Below are 19,120 nucleotides of genomic sequence, written 5' to 3'. Positions count from 1 at the left end.
GGCAAACCCCGGTCACTTCACCGACGAGAACGAGGTCGGCACCAGCAACTGGTTGACGATATTGCCAACGATCTGGCCATCTTCCTCGGTCTTGGCGCGCGCCGAGATCCATTCGGGGTCGGACTGGAATGCCGTCCATTTCTTCTCGCGGTCGGCGAGCGACTCCCATGCCAGCAGGTAGGTCAATTCCTGATTGGATTCGCCAACCAGCGTGGTGAAGAAGCCGGCCTGTTTGATGCCGTGCTTTTCCCACAGTTTCAGCGTGATGGTCTCGAAGCGTTTCAGAAGCGCAGGCAGCCGGCCCGGCAGACAACGATAGACGCGTGTTTCGTAGATCATAGTTTGCTCCCTGTTCTTGCGCCGCGTTTATAGCCGGTCGACGGGAGGCTGTCTTGGGCAAGTGTGCACGTCTTTGCGACGTGAGACGCATGACTTGCTGCGTCATCCCTCGCAGAGCGGCCACGACGCCGCGTCTCGAAGGATAAAGACAGGTTGATCCGGTTTGCGGACTTAGACCAGACGGCTCTGCACCACCGCAGCCTGAATGAAGGATGCAAACAGCGGGTGCGGCTCGAAGGGCCGCGATTTCAGTTCGGGATGGAATTGCACCCCGATGAACCAGGGATGATCTTCGTATTCGACGATCTCCGGCAGCACGCCGTCGGGCGACAGGCCCGAAAACCGCAGGCCATGTTGCTCGAGCCGATCCTTGTAGGCGGTGTTGACCTCGTAGCGGTGGCGGTGGCGCTCGGAAATCTCCGTGGCGCCGCCATAGACTTCCGACACCCGGCTGCCGCGCTTGAGCGCTGCCGGATAAGCGCCAAGCCGCATGGTGCCGCCGAGATCGCCGGCCTTTGAGCGCTTCTCAAGCTCGTTGCCGCGCAGCCACTCCGTCATCAGGCCGACCAGCGGTTCGGGCGTCGCGCCGAACTCGGTCGAATTCGCATCCTCGATACCGACCAGATTGCGCGCGGCCTCGATCACGGCCATCTGCATGCCGAAGCAGATCCCGAAATACGGCACGTCCCGTTCCCGCGCGAATTGCGCCGCGCGGATCTTGCCTTCGGCACCGCGCTGGCCGAAGCCGCCGGGCACCAGAATGCCGTTGACGTGTTCGAGAAACGGCGCGGGGTCCTTGTTCTCGAACACTTCGCTCTCGATCCAGTCGAGATTGACCTTGACCTTGTTGGCGATGCCGCCATGCGACAAGGCCTCGATCAGCGATTTGTAGGCGTCCTTCATGCCGGTGTACTTGCCGACGATGGCGATGGTCACCGCGCCTTCGGGGTTGCGCACCCGCTCGTTGATGACGTGCCAGCTCTGCAGCGCCGGCGGAATCCGCGCTTCGATGCCGAATGCCGCCAGCACCTCATCGTCGAGGCCTGCGTCATGATAGGCCTCTGGCACCGCATAGATGTTGTCGACGTCGCGCGCTTCGATGACGGCGCTTTCGCGCACGTTGCAGAACAGGCCGAGCTTGCGCCGCTCTTCCTTCGGAATCGGACGGTCGGTACGACAAAGCAGGATATCCGGCTGGATGCCGATCGAGCGCAGCTCCTTGACGGAATGCTGCGTCGGCTTGGTCTTCAGTTCGCCCGCGCTTGGAATGAACGGCAACAGCGTCAGGTGAATGTAGATGGCGTGGTCGCGCGGAAGATCGTTCTTGATCTGGCGGATCGCCTCGAAGAACGGCAAGCCCTCGATATCGCCGACGGTGCCGCCGATCTCGCACAGCACGAAGTCATACTCGTCGTTGCTGTCGAGGATGAAATCCTTGATCGCATTGGTGACGTGCGGGATCACCTGGATGGTGGCGCCGAGATAATCGCCGCGCCGCTCCTTGGTGAGAATGTCCTGGTAAATCCGCCCCGTCGTGATGTTGTCGGCCTTGGTGGCCGGACGTCCGGTGAAGCGCTCGTAATGACCGAGATCGAGATCGGTCTCAGCGCCGTCATCGGTCACGAACACTTCGCCGTGCTGATACGGCGACATCGTTCCGGGGTCGAGATTGAGATAGGGATCGAGCTTGCGAAGGCGGACCTTGTAGCCCCGTGCCTGCAACAGGGCGCCGAGCGCCGCTGAAGCCAGACCTTTTCCGAGCGAGGAAACCACGCCGCCGGTGATGAAAATGTACCGCGCCATGGGACTTAACCTTTAAGCCTAGTGACGCGATTCGCAAAACGAATCGCGCGCCGCGCCAAACATTCCGCACGGCTGTGGGTGACGTGAAATCTGAAGTATTGTCAGGGAATTAATGGGGTCTGTTCATGCGGGACGCCAGATGCCGTCCTGCATGGCCACCCCGCTTTATTGGGATTGAGGCGCCTGCGGACCGGGCGGCGGAGCCTGATTCTGCTGCTGCTGGTCGGACTTCTTCAGCGAATCAAGGATGCCGCCACTGGTCGGTGGCGCGATCGGCGTCGCTCCACCCGCCGGCTGCGACTGCGAAGCGGGCGTGCCCAGGATCGAGCTCGGCGCGCGGTTGTAGCTTGCGAGCCAGGACAGAAGCAGGCTGGTCGCGAAGAAGCCGACCGCGAGGATCGCCGTCATGCGCGTCAGCAGATTGGCGGTGCCGCGGCTCGACATGAAGCCGGCGCCGCCGCCCATACCAAGGCCACCGCCCTCGGATTTCTGCAGCAGCACAGTCGCGATCAGTACCGCGACGATCATGAGGTGAACAACGACAACGACAGTTTGCATCTCTACCTTCCGTCGCAAACCGCTGGGGGCCGGGTTCCGGCCGCATCACACGGGCTTGCGGGATTTTTGAATTTGCGCGGTGTTACACGATCGCACCGGGTTATGTCACCCCTGATACCGCTGCCTCTAGTTAGGGACATCCCGCCGCGATCGCAAGAAAGTCCACCGCCTTCAGGCTGGCGCCGCCGACCAGGGCGCCGTTGACGTTGGGAACGGCCATCAATTCGGCTGCGTTGGAGGGTTTTACCGAGCCGCCGTAAAGGATGCGGATCTTGCCGCCCTCCCCGTTAAATCGAGACTCCAGCGAATCCCGGATAAACCGATGAACTTGCTCGACATCTTTGACCGTCGGGGTCAGGCCGGTGCCAATCGCCCAGACCGGCTCATAAGCCACCACCAGATTGGCCGCTGTCGCCCGGCCGGGAAGCGATCCCGCGAGCTGGCCGCCGCAAATCTCGAGGGCTTTGCCCTGATCGCGCTGTTGCTGGGTTTCGCCGATGCAGACGATGGCGGTCAGGCTGGCGCGCCACGCCGCCTCCGCCTTCTGGCGAACCAGGGCGTCAGTTTCGCCATGATCGGCGCGTCGCTCAGAATGGCCCACAATCACGGCCGTGGCGCCGGCATCCGCCAGCATTTCGGCTGAAAGATCGCCGGTGTGCGCGCCCGATGCCTTCGGATGGCAATCCTGGGCGCCAATCGCCAGCGTCCTGGCGCCGCGCGTCCGTTCGGCGAAGGCCATAATCAGCGTCGCCGGGGGGCAGACCAATAGATCGGCTTTGGCCGTCACAGCCGAGGCGCCGGCAAGCATGGCGTCGAGCTCGGCCAGCGAGGCCTTCAGGCCGTTCATTTTCCAGTTGCCGGCAATCAACGGCCGGATGGCATTGGTCATGTGAAATTCTCGTGAAGTTTGGCCCAAAGCCCAGGTTCTGATCAGAACCTGGGTCTCAGGCTTTGTTTCGACGTATTTTCTTTGGAATGCGCTAGCAGAGACCACGCGCCAGTTCCAGATAGCGGCCTTTTCGATCACTTGAGCCGTTAACCGCGTCAACCCGCCCGCCGCGCCGAGGTTGCGACGGGACGACTGCCACTTTATGATGCTTTATCAACTCGGTGATGCCCTTTTGCTGAATTCGCGACTGAATTCCTCTTGGGCATCCCGGTTCCCCTCCTGAAAAACAAGTTGGACCCATGCTTCGAGGAATGCGGAAAGCCTCATCAAACTGGCTCGGCAAAACCATAATGGCCGCGGTGATGGGCGTGCTGATCATCAGTTTCGGCGTCTGGGGCATCGCCGACATCTTCCGCGGATTCGGGCAATCGACGCTGGCCAAGGTCGGGCACACCGAGATCTCGCTCAATGAATTCCGCCAGCTTTACACCGACCGGCTGCAGCAGATCGGCCGTCAATTCGGCCGCCCGCTGACGATGGATCAGGCCCGCGCCTTCGGCCTCGACCGCCAGGTGCTGCAGCAGACCATCGCGGAGGCCGCGCTCAACGAAGAAGCGTACCGATTGGGACTCGGACAGTCCGATGAAGAAACCAGGCGCATGATCTTCAGCGATCCGAATTTCAAGGGAGCCAACGGCACCTTCGATCCGGCGCGGTTTGAGGCTGCGATCCGGCAATTCGGCTACAGCGAACAGCGCTATGTCGCCGAGCAGCGCAAGGTTTCGCTCCGGCGCCAGATCGCCGGCACCATTTCCGCCGGTCTCGAACCGCCGAAAGTGATGATCGAGGCACTCAGCCGTTTCCAGAACGAGCAGCGCTCGATCGAATACGTCAAGCTCAACGCGGCCCAGGCTGGAACCATCGATCCGCCGTCGCCGGAGGCGCTCGCCGCCTATTTCGAGGATCATAAAGTCCAGTTCCGCGCGCCCGAATATCGCAAGATCGCCTTTGTCGCGATTACGCCGGAAGAGATCGGGAAGTGGTCGGAAGTCTCCGATGAGGACACCAAGAAACTATTCGAGACGCGACGCGACCAACTCGGAACGCCGGAAAAGCGTGAGGTGTCGCAGATCGTGTTTCCGACCATGGAGGAAGCCACGGCGGCGCGCGGCAGTATCGCGTCCGGAAAATCATTCGACGATCTGGCCAAAGAGCGCGGCCTCAAATCGTCCGACACAGACCTCGGCGTGGTCTCGAAATCCGAGATCATCGACAGCGCGATCGCGAACGCCGCCTTCACGCTGCCCTCCGGCGAGGTAAGCCAGCCGGTGCAAGGCCAATTCGGCATCGCGCTGGTCAAGGTCGGCAAGATCGAACCCGGAGCGGAGGTATCCTATGAGAGCGTCGCTGCGAACCTGAAGAAGGAAATCGCGACCGACCGGGCGCGCAAATCGGTCGCCGATCTGCGCGACAAGATGGAAGACGAGCGCGGCGGCGGCTCAAGCGTCGTCGAGGCTGCACAGAAGCTCGGCCTTACCCCCGTCACCATCGATGCCGTCGATCGCTCCGGCCGGCTTCCCAACGGCCAGCCGGCAGCCAACATTCCCCGCGGACTCGATGTCGTCACGCAGTCGTTCAACAGCGATGTCGGTGTCGACAACGATCCGATTTCGTTTAACGGCGGCTATGTCTGGTACGACGTCCTTAGCATCACCCCGTCGCGTGAACGCCCCCTGGACGAGGTCAAGGACCAGGTGGAGGCGAAATGGCGCGAAGACCAGATCGCCGACCGGCTGCGCACTAAGGCGACCGAAATGGTACAAAAGCTCGATCAGGGCGGCAAGCTCGCTGACGAGGCGGCGAGCGCTGGCGTGACGGTCGAAACCGCCGCGAGCTTCAAGCGTGAGGACACCCCGCCCGGCGTTCCCGCCAGCGTGGTCGCAGCCGCGTTTCGCACCGCCAAGGACGCCGCCGGCCAGACCTCGGCTGGTACCGATCAGTGGATCGTATTTCGCGTGACTGACATCAACGTGCCGCCGGTCGATTTTGCCTCCGACGACGTCAAAAAGATGAAAGACTCGCTACAGCGCAGCCTGGAAGATGAACAGATCGCGCAGTACGTCACCAAGCTTGAAACCGACATCGGCACGACCATCAACGAAGACGCCTTCGCGCAGGTGACCGGCGCGAGTAACAACAACTGAGCATGACCAAAAAAGGGTAACCGGGTTTCCCGAGCAAACGACTTGATTCACGAGGCCATGCTCTGGAAACGTTCCCCCTGAAAGCGCGCGATGGACGACTTCAAATCTATCATCGGAAAAGTGGCCACCGGCGCAACGCTGTCGCGCGATGAAGCGGCATCGGCCTTCGACAGCATGATGTCCGGCGAGGCGACGCCCTCGCAGATGGGCGGATTGCTGATGGCGCTCCGCGTCCGTGGCGAGACCGTCGACGAGATCACCGGCGCGGTATTGGCCATGCGAGCCAAGATGCTGCGCGTCACCGCGCCTGCCAATGCCGTCGACGTGGTCGGCACCGGCGGCGATGGCTCCGGATCGGTTAACGTGTCGACCTGCGCCTCGTTCATCGTCGCGGGCACCGGCGTGCCCGTCGCCAAGCACGGCAACCGCGCGCTGTCGTCGCGCTCGGGGGCGGCCGACGTGTTGTCATCGCTCGGGGTCAAGATCGATATCACGCCCGAGCAGGTCGGCCGCTGCGTCGCCGAAACCGGCATCGGCTTCATGTTCGCCCCTTCGCATCATCCCGCGATGAAGAACGTCGGCCCGACCCGCGTCGAGCTCGCCACCCGCACCATCTTCAATCTGCTCGGCCCGCTGTCCAATCCGGCCGGCGTGAAACGGCAAATGGTCGGGGTGTTTTCCCGGCAATGGGTGCAACCGCTGGCGCAGGTGCTGAGGAATTTGGGCGCCGAATCCGCCTGGGTGGTGCACGGCTCCGATGGTCTCGATGAGATCACGCTCACCGGTCCCACCTTCGTTGCGGCGTTAGAGAACGGCGATATCCGCACCTTCGACGTGACGCCTGAAGAGGCCGGCCTGCCTCGCGTCGCCGGCGATGCGCTGAAGGGCGGCGATGCGGCCGCCAATGCCATCGCGCTGCAAAGCGTGCTCGATGGGATGCCGAGCCCTTTTCGCGATGTCGCATTGTTGAACGCCGCCGCCGCGCTGATCGTGGCCGGCCGCGCCAAAAGCTTGAAGGAAGGCGTGGCGCTCGGCGCAAAATCGCTCGACAGCGGCGCGGCTGCCGCGCGGCTGAAGCATCTGATCACGGTTTCCAACGCCTGATCCGAAGGGCCTCCCGATGTCCGATATCCTGACCAAGATCGAGGCTTACAAGCGCGAGGAAATCGCTGCGGCCAAGCGCGCGCATCCGCTTTCCAGCCTTGAGGCGCTGGCGAAGGCAGCTCCTCCGCCGCGCGGCTTCGTTCGCGCCATCCGTGAAAAGCTGGCCCTGGGCGAATACGCGCTGATTGCCGAGGTGAAAAAAGCCTCGCCGTCCAAGGGACTCATTCGCGCCGATTTCGATCCGCCCGCATTGGCCAAGGCCTATGAAGCCGGCGGCGCTGCCTGCCTCTCCGTGCTGACGGACACGCCATCGTTTCAGGGGCACCTCGATTTCATGGTGGCGGCGCGCGCGGCCACATCATTGCCCACGCTGCGCAAGGATTTCATGTTCGACACCTATCAGGTGGTCGAGGCCAGAGCCCATGGCGCCGACTGCATTCTGATCATCATGGCGGCACTCAACGACGGCGCAGCCAGGGACATCGAGGCGGCCGCGCTCGCGCATGGCATGGACGTGCTGATCGAAATCCATGAACGCGCCGAGCTCGATCGGGCCCTCAAACTTCGCTCGCCGATGATCGGGGTCAACAATCGCAATTTAAGGACCTTCGAGACCACGCTGGCCACCAGCGAGGCGCTGGCGCCGCTGATCCCCGGAGACCGCCTGATGGTCGGCGAAAGCGGGATCTTTGCGCCCGCTGATCTTGCGCGTCTCGCGCGTATCGGCATGTCGACATTCCTGGTCGGTGAAAGCCTGATGCGGCAGGCTGACGTCACCGCCGCGACCCGCGCCCTGCTGACGCGCGAGAACGCTCCCCGTGCGACCGGGACGCGCTGACGCATGGCGCGCAAAGCTTCCAGGGATAAGGATAAAGCCGCCCTCACCCATATCGACAGCAGCGGCGAAGCCCGGATGGTCGACGTGTCAGCCAAGCCCGCAACCGAGCGCATCGCGGTGGCCGAAGGCCGCGTTGTCATGAGCAAAACGACGCTTGAACTAATCGAGAGCGGCAATGCCAAAAAGGGCGACGTGCTCGGCACGGCGCGCATCGCCGGCATCATGGCGGCCAAGCGCACCTCGGAGCTGATACCGCTGTGCCATCCGCTGGCGCTGTCGAAAGTCACGCTGGAGATCACACCCGACAAAAAGCTGCCGGGCTGCATCGTCCGCGCCACCGTCAAGGTGACCGGTCCGACCGGCGTCGAGATGGAAGCGCTGACGGCGGTGTCGGTCGCGTGTCTGACGATCTACGACATGATCAAGGCGGTGGAGCGCGGCGTCCGTATCGAAGGCATTCATTTGCTGGAAAAAAAGGGCGGCAAGTCCGGGCATTATCTGGCCCGCAGTTAAACTTCCGCACGATTGCTGGCGCGCAAGGCGAGCAACGGTCAGCCGGCGTCGCGGTGGCGCGCACGGTAGGTTCGGGTCTTTGTCCGGTTTCCGCATAGCGTTGACATGCACCAGCGCCGCGTCGCCGGTTTCGACCGATCGAAAAACACCCGCCGACACTCTTCGGCGGCGCACATCTTCAGCCGATCGAGCGTACCGTTGATGGAACCGTCATAAAGCTCGGCGACCACAACGGACAGACCGGCCAAGGCATCCTCCCGCGAAGTCCGCAGCGTCGGGCCGCGACCAGTTCGCAGCTCCGCGACAAGCGGAAACGATCTCAGCGCCGTGTTGAGCAAACCGGTCACGCGCTCGTTTTTGCGCCGCTCGGCCGGATCGCATTCAAGAAAAGCGCGAATATCGGTTCGCAACCGCAGCGCGGTCTCCAGCATCGCCGGCGTGATTTTCGCGCCGGTCGGCGACAACCCGCGTTCCGCCAACCAGGCAACCAGTTGCCGCGGCCCCTCCAGTTCGTCGCCCTGCTCATGCTGCACGCCGTGATGCGTGAAATGCCTGACGTCGATCGAATTGGCGAAATCGTAGAGATTGGCCAGCTCGTCCGGAACCTGGAATTTTCTCGATAGTTTGGACATCTAGACACCAGTAAATCAGCTTTACCGGTTGACAGCAAGAGGCACCGGTATAATCATTTAACTGGTGTTCAAGCGTTCCGACAATCTTGAAACGGAGGCCATCATGATTAGCGAGGCAACCCTGCCCTACCAGCGCATCTTCTATGGCTGGTTCGTCGTATTGGCCGCGTTCGCGGTGACCTTCATCGGATTCGGCTGCGCCTACACGTTCAGCGCCTTCGTTGCGTCGTTGCAGCGCGATTTCGGCGCCTCCCGTGGCTCGGTGTCGCTGGTGTTCTCGCTTGCCGGCTTTCTTTACTTCGGCCTTGGCATCGTCAGTGGTCCGCTCGCCGATCGCTTCGGCTCGCGCCGCCTTGCAGTTGCCGGCATGATCCTGACCGGGCTGGGCCTGGCGGCGGCCAGCGCGGCGCGCAGCCTGCCGGAGGTCTACGCCGCTTACGGGCTCGGCGTTGGCCTTGGTATCGGCTGCGCCTATGTTCCCGCGATCGGCGCGGTGCAGCGATGGTTCGTCCGTCGCCGCGGCTTTGCCTCAGGGCTCGCCGTCAGCGGCATCGGCGTCGGCACGCTCGTGATGCCGCCGCTGGCGTCATTATTGATCGAGACCCTGGGCTGGCGCGGCGCCTATCTCGCACTCGGCGCACTCGCCATCGTCATTGGCGGAGGATTGTCGCTGCTGATCGAAAACGATCCCCGCGACCGTAACCTCGGCCCCGACGGCGATCTGCCACAATCAGGCGCGCAACAGAGACGGCCGGAAGGCGCTTCGGTGAGCGAGGCGATCCGGTCGCGTCGCTTCATCAGTCTCTACGCGGCCTGCCTGATCTGTTCGTTCGGCGTGTTTGTGCCGTTCGTTCACCTCGTGCCCTATGCGCAGGATCATGGCGTCGCGCCCTCCTCTGCGGTGTTGCTGCTGGGCGTCATCGGCGTCGGCAGCACCGCCGGGCGCTTCTTTCTTGGCGGTCTCGCCGATCGAATCGGCCGACAGCTTTCGCTGCTCATGATGTTCGCCGGCATGGCGATCGCATTGGCCGCCTGGGTGATCTCGACCAACCTGTGGTCGCTCGCCGCATTCGCTTTCGTGTTTGGGGTTTTCTACGGCGGATGGGTCGCGATACTTCCCGCGGTAGTGATGGATTATTTTGGCGGCCGTAACGTTAGCGGCCTTATCGGCATTCTCTACACCAGCGTGGCCTTCGGCACGCTGATCGGTCCGAGTACCGCCGGCTTCGCGTTCGACCTCAGCCATAGCTATACGGTGCCGATCCTGGCCAGCGCGGCGACCAACATCATTGCCGCGATCATCGTGGCCGTGATGTCCAGTCTTGAGTTGCGGAAGAAAATCACCGTCGCATAAGCGTGTGCAGAGAAGCGGTTCCTCTCACGCGACAGTGTAGGAACATAAGGCCTCGGCGGTGAGTTGTTATGTTTCAATCATCCAAGAGGAACCAACTCATGAAACTTACCACCATCGCTTTGGCGACAGCCTTCGCGCTCTCCAGCACATTGGCGTTTGCCCAGGGTACCGGCAGCTCGGCAGGCACTTCCGCGGGCGGTTCCACGTCGAGCGGAATGACCACAGGCTCGTCGGTGAATGGAAGCACGACGGGCGGCACCACGGGCATGGGAAATACCAATGGCGCCTCGGCCGGCGGCCCGAACAACACGATGAACCCGTCCGGAAATACGCTCGGTCCCAGAGCGTCGCCCAGCGGATCGACGCTCACGCCAACCGGTCCGGGCTCCGGCCTCAACAGGTAGGCATCGTCCACGAAGAAAAAGCCCCGCCGAATGCGGGGCTTTTTTGTGCTTTCCGCGGCCCGCGTGGGAACTTCGTCGCACCCAAGATTTTCGCCACCTATTAAGTTGCCAGGAGCGCGTGCGAGATCGCACGGGGCATACAACGCAAAGTAGCTCGCGCGGTTAAGCGCCTATTAACTCAACTTCCTAACGTGAATTCCACATCGGTGCGGTAGCCCTTTGCCTGCCAGGGGACGAGAACTGCTTCTGGCGCCCGGCCACGGCAGCGATCAAAAACCAATGATGGCAACTGGAAACGCCTCGATCAAAGACAAGCCTGCGTTTCGCAACGGGCCGATCCGCTGGCTTATCCTCGGCGGCGTCGTGCTGGTCGCCGCCATCGTCGTTGGAACGGCGATGATGGTCGGCGTGTTCCGCGAGCGCGCTCTCACTCGCGCTGAACGGGAACTTGAAAACACGGTCTTGCTGCTCGCTCGGCACTTCGATCAACAGATCGAAGATTTCGTCACCGTCCAAAAGGAAATCGTCGCACAAATTCGCATGACCGGATTGTCTTCACCGGACACGTTCAGGAATCTGACGTCGACCGCTGAAATGCACGAAATACTGAAGGCCAAAGTCAGCGGCCACTCCGATATTGCCGGCGTCAACATATTCGATTCAGATGGAAAGCTGGTCAATTCGTCGGAGCACTGGCCGCTCCCGAACATCAACATCGCCGACCGCGATTTCTTCAAAGCCTTCAAATCAGGATCTGCCCAGACGCCGATTTTGATCGAACTCCTGCGTGGCCGCTTCGCCGGCGGGGGATGGGCGACCGTCATCGCGCACAAGGTCACAGCGCCGAACGGCAGGTTTTTGGGGGTCGTCACAAGAGCAATCACGCCCGCCACTTTCGAAAAATTCTTCGAATCCATGGCGGTTTCAGACGGCACCGCGATCTCGCTATATCACAGCGATGGAACGCTGCTGGCACGCTATCCGCACGTCGAGGAGATGATCGGCACCAAGTTCGGAAACGGTCCGGTTCATCTGCAGATCTTGGCCGAATCCGACCATGGCACGATGCGGTTGACCAGCCCCATCGACGGTATGGATCGCCTGGCTTCCGTCAGAGCATTGAGTGATTTTCCAATCTCGATCATCGCCACCACGACCGTATCGGCGGTGCTGGCCGATTGGCGAGAGCAGACCAGATTCTTGATCGCGGTGGCCGCGCTCTCCGTGCTGCTGATTTCCGGCCTGCTTTTTCTGGTGGTGCGCAAATTATCGCAGCAACATCGGCTGGAGAAGCAGCGCCTCGATACCGCCGTCAACAACATTCCGCAGGGCCTCGTCGTCTACGACGCATCTGCGCACGTCACCGTCTGCAACCAGCGCTACATCGAGATGTTCGGGTTGTCGCCCGATGTGGTCAAGCCCGGCTGCACCATGCAGGATCTGATCGCCCACCGGAAAGAGACCGGATCTTTTGATGGCGACGTGGATGAATTTTGCAATTCGATCATCCACGATGTCTCGCTTGGAAAGATGACGCATCAGGTCACGGAGGCGCCCGGCGGCAGAGCCATCCTGATTATCAATCAGCCGTTGGAAGCCGGCGGCTGGGTGGCCACGATCGAAGACGTCACGGAGCGCAAACAGGCCGAGGAGCGGATCACGCATCTGGCGCATTACGATCCGCTGACCGACCTGCCGAACCGCGCACTGTTCCACGAGCGGCTGAAGCATGAGCTGACGCGGATTCCGCACGGTGAGCAACTGGCGGTGCTCTATATCGATATCGATGAATTCAAGAGCGTCAACGACACGCTCGGGCATCTGATCGGCGATGAATTGCTGAAATCGGTGGCGGAGAACCTGAGCGGCTGCATCAGAGGTGACGATTTCGTCGCCCGGCTGGGCGGCGATGAGTTTGCCGTTGTTCAGACCGCGGTCAAAACCGAGGATGACGTCGTCGGCCTCGCAACCCGCATTTTTTCCGCGATCCGTACGCCCTATGAGTGCCTCGGCCATCAGGTCACTACGGACGCCAGCATCGGCGTAGCCCTGGCTCCGCAGCATGGCGCCGACCTCCACCAGATCCTGAAGAATGCGGATCTGGCGATGTATGCCGCCAAATCGGCTGGGCGACGGACCTATCGCTTCTTCCAACCGGACATGGACGCCCAGGTCACGGCGCGACGTCTGCTGGAACTCGACCTGCGCCAGGCCATCATCGACGGCGCGCTCGAGGTCTATTACCAGCCCTGCCTCGGTCTCCAGGACAACAAGATAACCGGCTGCGAAGCCCTGCTGCGCTGGCGGCACCCCGAACGCGGTATGGTTTCACCCGCCGAGTTCATTCCGATTGCGGAAGAGACCGGCCTGATCAACCAGATCGGCGAATGGGTGCTGATGACGGCTTGCGCGGAAGCCACGACATGGCCTGATGATATCAACCTTGCGGTCAATGTTTCGCCGGTTCAGTTCAAGAGCGGCACGCTGGCGTTGAAAATCGTTTCGGCGCTGGCGGAATCAGGTCTTGCGGCGAACCGGCTCGAACTGGAAATCACCGAGGCGGTTCTGATTCGCGACGACGAGGCAGCACTCGCCATTCTGCATCAGCTGCGCGACATCGGGGTGCGTATCGCACTGGACGACTTCGGCACCGGCTATTCCTCGCTGAGCTATCTGCAGCGTTTTCCGTTCGACAAAATCAAGATCGACCGCTGCTTCATCAACGATATCGAAGAGCCGGAGGGCTCATCCTGCATCGTACAGGCGGTGGTGAATATCGCGGCGGCGCGCGATATGACAACCACCGCGGAAGGCGTCGAGACGAAGCAGCAACAGCAGCTGCTGCGTGCGCTCGGCTGTTCGGAAATGCAGGGCTATCTGTTCAGTCCGGCAAAGCCGGCCGCGGAGATCAGGCAGCTATTCTTCTCGCACGCGAAAAAGTCCCCCGTCATCGCTTGATCCCAACAAAAACGGGGCGGCCTGTGGCCGCCCCGCTTTGTAGCATCTTGGTCGCTCGGACTTAGTTCGGGACCGTCGTCTTGGGCGTCGGCGGCATATCCGCCTTGACAGTGACGCCGCGCAGCAGATCGTAAGCCGCGCCAAGCGCCTTGTCGTTCTTCTCGTCCGGCGGAACGTAGGCCTGCGAGCCGGTCTGCTCTGCACCTTCGGCAGAGAGATGGCCGCGCATGGACGCTTCTCCCTTGGTGTCGGAGCGGCCCTTGAACTCATCGGGCACGTCCTGCAGCACCTCGATGTCAGGCGTGATGCCTTGTGCCTGGATCGACCGGCCGGACGGCGTGAAGTACCGCGCCGTGGTCAGCGCCAATGCACCGTTGCCGGTACCGAGCGGGATGATCGTCTGCACCGAGCCCTTGCCGAACGAGCGTGTGCCGATCAGCGTTGCGCGCTTGTGGTCATGCAACGCGCCCGCCACGATCTCGGAAGCCGACGCGGAGCCTCCATTGATCAACACGATGAGCTTCTTGCCCTTGGTGATATCGCCGCCCTTTGCGGTGTAACGCTGGGTTTCCTCCGGCGTACGGCCGCGCGTCGAGACAACCTCGCCTCGCGGCATGAACGTGCCGGATACGTCGACGGCCTGATCGAGCAAGCCGCCCGGATTGTTGCGGAGGTCGAGGACGTAGCCTGCGAGCTTATCCTGCGGGATCTGCTTCGATATGTCGGCAATCGCGCTCTTCAGCCCATCTTCGGTCTGTTCATTGAACGAACTGATCCGGATATAGCCGATGTCGCCGCCATCGGTATGGAAGCTGACCGGCTTCACCTGGATGATTTCGCGCTCGAGCGAGACATCGATCGGCTTGTCCACATTCTTGCGCTCGATCTTGAGCTTGGTGGTGGTGTGGACAGGCCCCTTCATCTTGTTCACGGCCTGCTCCAGGGTAAGGCCCTGAACCGCGTCGCCGTCGATATAGGTGATCAAGTCGCCGGACATGATGCCGGCCTTCGCCGCGGGGGTACCGTCCATCGGCGAGACAACCTTCACCAGACCGTCTTCCATCGTGACCTCGATCCCGAGGCCGCCGAACTCGCCGTGAGTCGTTTCCTGCATGTCGCGCCAGGCCTGCTCATTCATGTACCGCGAATGCGGGTCGAGCGACGTCACCATGCCGTTGATCGCACCTTCGACAAGCTTCGAGTCGTCGGGCTTTTCGACATAGTCGGCTCTGATTCGCTCGAACACGTCACCGAGCAAGTTCAACTGCACATAGGTGTCGGAACTGGTCGCCGCCTTTGCCGCCGCGATCCAGAACTCGCTCCTTGGCCCACTCACGAGAAGGGTCAGGCACGTACCGGCTAACGCGCCGAGGAAAAAGACGGAATTTTTGCGCATTGTTTGCGAACCTTCTCGCTGTCAGTTGCTGCCACGGGGGCCGGGTAAAATGACTGAACTCGACCGATAGCCTCACAATACCATTCTGGTGTCATTGAGGCCGGAACGCCATCACCGCGGAATATTGATGGACCGGCGGTCTGCCGCGAATTAACGACGATATACGCTCCCGACCACCGCCGCACAGCCGAAATTGCGCTTTATGTCCAATTTGTAATTGGCTGGTTCCCGGCACGGTTCAAGTCGACGAAACCTCCCGCGATCACGGGCTGTTGCCGACAATTTGTGCAACGGCCTGAAGCCGGCCCCGCCTTGCGGGTGTCCATCTCATCGGCCGTAGAGACCAGTCAAGGTCGCCTTCGCCAGGGTATGGAAGTGCAGGTCGAAGCCAACCAGCGCCGCCGAGGCAGAATCATTCTTGGCATCCGGCAGCTTGTCCACATCGACGGCGAAAACCGTGATCTGGTAGTGATGCGGCTTGTCACCGGCCGGCGGACAGGGGCCGCCATAGCCGTCGGACCCGAAATCGGTCCGGCTCTGGATCGCGCCCTTGGGCATCAACTTCTTCTTCGTCTCGCCCGCCCCCTTGGGCAACGACGTCGTTGCCGCCGGGATATTGAACACCACCCAATGCCACCAGCCGCTACCGGTCGGTGCGTCCGGATCGTAGATGCTGACGGCAAAGCTTTTGGTACCGCCCGGCGCCCCGCTCCAGCTCAGGGCCGGAGAGACGTTACCGCCGGCACAGCCAAATCCCTTGAACACCTGCTCATTGGCAATGGTGGCGCCCTCTTTGATATCGGCGCTGGTCAGGCTCATGCTCTGTGCGTTGGCCGCGCTCGCGCCAAGCGCGCTCAGGCCCAGCGCCGCGATCCACACGGATAGTCTTGGCATGACGATTCCTCCACGCCGGGGATTCCTCCCGATCGGGCAACCGGGATTTCTGTTGAGGTCCCGCTGATACCAGCCATAACAATTTTCGGGATGGCGTGAAAGCTCCGGAAGCGATAGGCGAAAGGTCAAGGCAAATAGTCAGGCAATCCCGGGAGGAAACCATGAACGAAGCGACCCGCATCCGGTCGGCAACGACTGCCGAACTCGGCGCCAGCTCCGAAGAATTCCAGAACCTTCACGAATTCGTCCGCAAGGCGCGCGCCAACCTCAACCAGAATGCGTGGGACTATATTGTCGGCGCCGCCGAGACCGAGACCACCATGCGCCGCAACCGCATGGCGCTTGACGAGATCGCGTTCCGGCCGCGCGTGCTGCGCAACGTCGCCAAGGTCGATGCGTCGGTCGAACGGTTCGGCCGCAAATTGCGCCTCCCGGTCGTGCTGGCGCCGGTCGGCGCGCTCGAAATCTTCGATCCCACGGGCTCGGCTGCAAGCGTTGCGCGGGCAGCCGGCACGTTCGGCGCGGGACACATGCTGAGCTCGGTTTCCGAGCCCGGTCTGGAAAAGGTCGCAGAGGCCGCGCCTGACGCCTTGCGCATGTATCAGCTTTATGTTCGCGGCGACGACGCCTTCGTCGAAGACTGCGTCAGTCGCGCGGTCTCGAACGGATATAGCGCCTTCTGCCTGACCGTCGACACCGCGCATTACAGCCGGCGCGAACGCGATATCGCCAAGCGGTATGTTCGCGCCAGCCGCTTGCGCGCCACCGGCGGCGACTTCCAGAAGGGGCTGGAATGGCGCACCGTGAAACTGATCAAGGACAAGTTCAAGATTCCGCTCGTCATCAAGGGCGTCGCGACCGCGGAAGATGCGCAGATCGCGGTCGATCACGGGGTCGAGTGGATCTATGTGTCGAACCATGGCGGACGTCAGCTCGATCACGGCCGCGGCTCGATGCACGTGCTGCCGGAAATCGTCGCCGCCGTTGGCGGCCGCGCCAAGATCATGATCGACGGCTCGTTCTGCCGCGGCACCGATATCGTCAAGGCGATCGTCATGGGCGCCGATCTCGTCGGCATCGGCCGCCTGCAATGCTGGGCTCTGGCGGCCGGTGGCGAAGCCGGTGTGCTGCGGATGCTGGAGCTGCTCGAAGACGAGGTGATCCGGTGCCTCGGACTGCTCGGCGTCAAAAATTTCGCCGAGCTCGACAACTCCTATCTGCATGCGGCCGCGCCGACCCATCTGCCGCATGTCTTCAGCGCCTTTCCGCTGCTGGAGATCGATCCCTACCGGTATTGAGGGCGGTGCTATCGGCGATGGCTTCACCCCTGCTCGCTCCCGGCTCAGCCGACGCGTTGTTGTTCGATCTCGGCCGCGTTGTCCTCGATATCGACTTCGACAAGGCGCTGGCGTGCTGGGCCGGGCATGCCGGCTGCGAGCCGGCGCATCTGCTGGGCCGATTTGCGCACGACGACATCTATAGGCGCCACGAGACCGGGCAGATCGCCGACGCTGAATTCTTCGCGAGCCTGCGCGCTTCACTGGGCATCGGCCTCTCCGATGCCCAGTTCCTCGAGGGCTGGAACGCGATCTTTGCGGGCGAAATGCCCGGCATGGCTCCGCTGCTTGCGCGCGCAGCCAAGCGCCTGCCGCTCTACGCCTTCTCCAACACCAACCGGCCGCACGTCGAACATTTCTCCAAAGCCTTTGCCGGCGTGCTCGGCCATTTCCGCGAAATCTTTCTGTCCTCCACAATCGGGCTTCGGAAACCCGACGCAGCCGCCTATGATCACGTGGTGAAGGCGATCGGCCTGCCGGCGGAGCGTATCGTTTTCTTCGATGATCTCGCCGAGAACATCGAAGGTGCGCGGTCGCGGGGTTTGACCGCGGTCCACGTGACATCGTCCGACGACGTGGCGCGCGCGCTGACCGCGCTCGGTATTTGAAGTATCCGGGTTTGAAGGTTTTGGATTTGGGAGTCTTGCCGTGGCGTTGATGCCGGTTGCCGATGCGCTGTCTGCGATTCTCGCAGGCGCCGAGGCATTGCCTGAGGAAATGGTCGCACTGGATGCGGCCCACCACCGCGTGCTCGCGCGCGACCTTGCGGCGTTGCGCACCCAGCCGCCGCAGGCGATGTCGGCGATGGACGGTTACGCGGTGCGATCAGCCGACGCCTCCGAGGTGGGCGCGCGGTTCAACGTGATCGGCGAGGTGGCGGCGGGACGGCCTTTCGATCGCGCGGTTCGACCGGGCGAAGCGGTCAGGATCTTCACCGGCGGCGTGATTCCCGAAGGCACGGACGCCATCGTCATCCAGGAAGACACCAAGGTGGATGGCGCGCGTATCACCATCTCCGAGGCGACGGCCCCCGGACGGCATATTCGCCCGGCCGGTGTCGACTTCAACCAAGGCGACGTGCTGCTCAAGGGCGGATCGCGCCTCACCGACCGCGATCTCTCGCTGGCCGCCGGCATGAACTACCCTGAACTCGCCGTCCGCCACCGGCCGAAGGTGGCGGTGCTGGCCACCGGCGACGAACTGGTGATGCCGGGATCGCAACCCGGGCCCGGGCAGATCGTCTATTCCAACGGCTATGCGCTGCGCGCGCTGGCCCGTGCGGAGGGGGCCGAGACCATCGATCTCGGCATTGCCGCCGACACGGTCGAGGCCACCACACACGGCATCCGCCGCGCCCGCGATAGCGGCGCTGACATCCTCATTACGACCGGCGGCGCCTCGGTCGGCGACCACGACCTGGTCAAGCAATCGCTGGAGGCCGAGGGCGTCACAATGGCGTTCTGGCGGATTGCGATGCGCCCGGGCAAACCGATGATGCACGGACGGCTCGGCGCCATGCGGGTGATCGGCCTGCCCGGCAATCCCGTGTCCTCTTATGTGTGCGCATTCCTGTTCCTGGTGCCGTTGATTCGCAGTCTGTCTGGCCGTTCGACCATCCATCACGTCATCGAAACCGCACGGCTGGGGCGCGATGTCGTCGCCAACGATGTGCGCGAGGACTATCTGCGCGCCCGCCTCGAGGAGCGCGCCGACGGCGCTGTCATCGCCACACCGGTCAATCATCAAGACAGCTCGCTGCTTGGGAATCTCGCTGCGGCACGGGCACTTGTGATACGTCCGCCGTTCGCGCCCGCCGCTGCTGCCGGCGCTGCTTGCGACATCCTGCGCCTTCCGCGTTGATCGCCTCGACGGGACGAAGCCTGATCGCGTTCACCGG

At 62.4% G+C, this 19,120-nt stretch carries 17 protein-coding genes; 9 read left to right on the top strand and 8 right to left on the bottom strand.

From position 1 onward, the window contains the following. Positions 1-12 precede the first annotated feature (12 nt). From BLV09_RS05615 to tpiA, 4 genes are all read right to left on the bottom strand, one after another. The gene (locus BLV09_RS05615; RefSeq protein ID WP_100382002.1) at positions 13-339 is read right to left on the bottom strand and encodes an NIPSNAP family protein; all 327 of its coding nucleotides are present in this window, start codon (positions 337-339) and stop codon (positions 13-15) included. 171 nt (positions 340-510) lie between these two features. Then, positions 511-2,142 (bottom strand): CTP synthase, encoded by a 1,632-nt coding sequence (locus BLV09_RS05610; RefSeq protein ID WP_100382003.1) that lies wholly within the window; start codon positions 2,140-2,142, stop codon positions 511-513. A 165-nt stretch (positions 2,143-2,307) separates the two neighbouring features. Then, positions 2,308-2,700 carry a preprotein translocase subunit SecG gene (gene secG, locus BLV09_RS05605; RefSeq protein WP_146686577.1) on the bottom strand — a complete coding sequence of 131 codons (393 nt, stop codon included), beginning with the start codon at positions 2,698-2,700 and terminating at the stop codon, positions 2,308-2,310. Between the two features lie 130 nt (positions 2,701-2,830). Beyond that, complete coding sequence (tpiA, locus tag BLV09_RS05600; protein WP_146686576.1) at positions 2,831-3,589, bottom strand: triose-phosphate isomerase; 759 nt, start codon at positions 3,587-3,589, stop codon at positions 2,831-2,833. Positions 3,590-3,888: 299 nt separating this feature from the next. On the opposite strand from tpiA, the gene BLV09_RS05595 reads away from it, so the two are divergent. The 4 genes from BLV09_RS05595 to moaC all read left to right on the top strand — a co-directional run bounded on the left by BLV09_RS05595 (position 3,889) and on the right by moaC (position 8,248). Beyond that, positions 3,889-5,793 (top strand): peptidylprolyl isomerase, encoded by a 1,905-nt coding sequence (locus tag BLV09_RS05595; protein WP_146686575.1) that lies wholly within the window; start codon positions 3,889-3,891, stop codon positions 5,791-5,793. Positions 5,794-5,883: 90 nt separating this feature from the next. Next, on the top strand, positions 5,884-6,897 hold the full coding sequence (trpD, locus tag BLV09_RS05590) for an anthranilate phosphoribosyltransferase (protein ID WP_146686574.1): 1,014 nt from the start codon (positions 5,884-5,886) through the stop codon (positions 6,895-6,897). Between the two features lie 16 nt (positions 6,898-6,913). Continuing rightward, on the top strand, positions 6,914-7,735 hold the full coding sequence (gene trpC / locus BLV09_RS05585; protein ID WP_146686573.1) for an indole-3-glycerol phosphate synthase TrpC: 822 nt from the start codon (positions 6,914-6,916) through the stop codon (positions 7,733-7,735). A 3-nt stretch (positions 7,736-7,738) separates the two neighbouring features. After that, positions 7,739-8,248, top strand: coding sequence for a cyclic pyranopterin monophosphate synthase MoaC (gene moaC, locus BLV09_RS05580; protein WP_146686572.1), 510 nt, complete (start codon positions 7,739-7,741; stop codon positions 8,246-8,248). Between the two features lie 38 nt (positions 8,249-8,286). On the opposite strand, the gene BLV09_RS05575 is transcribed toward moaC, so the two are convergent. Beyond that, on the bottom strand, positions 8,287-8,880 hold the full coding sequence (locus BLV09_RS05575) for a CGNR zinc finger domain-containing protein (protein WP_146686571.1): 594 nt from the start codon (positions 8,878-8,880) through the stop codon (positions 8,287-8,289). 103 nt (positions 8,881-8,983) lie between these two features. Between BLV09_RS05575 and BLV09_RS05570 the strand changes: the two genes are divergently transcribed. Next, complete coding sequence (locus BLV09_RS05570; protein WP_146686570.1) at positions 8,984-10,234, top strand: MFS transporter; 1,251 nt, start codon at positions 8,984-8,986, stop codon at positions 10,232-10,234. 73 nt (positions 10,235-10,307) lie between these two features. On the opposite strand, the gene BLV09_RS36995 is transcribed toward BLV09_RS05570, so the two are convergent. Then, the gene (locus BLV09_RS36995) at positions 10,308-10,649 is read right to left on the bottom strand and encodes a hypothetical protein (protein ID WP_167558630.1); all 342 of its coding nucleotides are present in this window, start codon (positions 10,647-10,649) and stop codon (positions 10,308-10,310) included. Between the two features lie 268 nt (positions 10,650-10,917). On the opposite strand from BLV09_RS36995, the gene BLV09_RS05560 reads away from it, so the two are divergent. Beyond that, entirely contained in the window at positions 10,918-13,596 is a 2,679-nt protein-coding gene (locus BLV09_RS05560) for a bifunctional diguanylate cyclase/phosphodiesterase (RefSeq protein ID WP_167558629.1), read from the top strand. 61 nt (positions 13,597-13,657) lie between these two features. Here the strand turns inward: BLV09_RS05560 and BLV09_RS05555 are convergent, their stop codons facing one another. Both BLV09_RS05555 and BLV09_RS05550 read right to left on the bottom strand, forming a co-directional pair. Then, positions 13,658-14,992 carry a S41 family peptidase gene (locus BLV09_RS05555; RefSeq protein ID WP_146686569.1) on the bottom strand — a complete coding sequence of 445 codons (1,335 nt, stop codon included), beginning with the start codon at positions 14,990-14,992 and terminating at the stop codon, positions 13,658-13,660. 327 nt (positions 14,993-15,319) lie between these two features. After that, the gene (locus BLV09_RS05550) at positions 15,320-15,886 is read right to left on the bottom strand and encodes a YbhB/YbcL family Raf kinase inhibitor-like protein (protein ID WP_433994383.1); all 567 of its coding nucleotides are present in this window, start codon (positions 15,884-15,886) and stop codon (positions 15,320-15,322) included. A 161-nt stretch (positions 15,887-16,047) separates the two neighbouring features. On the opposite strand from BLV09_RS05550, the gene BLV09_RS05545 reads away from it, so the two are divergent. The 3 genes from BLV09_RS05545 to BLV09_RS05535 are packed head-to-tail and all read left to right on the top strand — an operon-like array spanning position 16,048 to position 19,083. Then, the gene (locus BLV09_RS05545; protein ID WP_146686568.1) at positions 16,048-17,184 is read left to right on the top strand and encodes an alpha-hydroxy acid oxidase; all 1,137 of its coding nucleotides are present in this window, start codon (positions 16,048-16,050) and stop codon (positions 17,182-17,184) included. 17 nt (positions 17,185-17,201) lie between these two features. Then, positions 17,202-17,831 (top strand): HAD family hydrolase, encoded by a 630-nt coding sequence (locus BLV09_RS05540; protein ID WP_146686567.1) that lies wholly within the window; start codon positions 17,202-17,204, stop codon positions 17,829-17,831. Positions 17,832-17,871: 40 nt separating this feature from the next. Then, positions 17,872-19,083, top strand: a complete 1,212-nt coding sequence (locus tag BLV09_RS05535) for a molybdopterin molybdotransferase MoeA (RefSeq protein WP_146686566.1) — start codon at positions 17,872-17,874, stop codon at positions 19,081-19,083. Positions 19,084-19,120 lie beyond the last annotated feature (37 nt).

It is taken from the genome of Bradyrhizobium canariense (assembly GCF_900105125.1).
Classification (GTDB): Bacteria; Pseudomonadota; Alphaproteobacteria; order Rhizobiales; family Xanthobacteraceae; genus Bradyrhizobium; species Bradyrhizobium canariense_A.
This window is presented reverse-complemented; position numbering and strand designations above follow the sequence as displayed.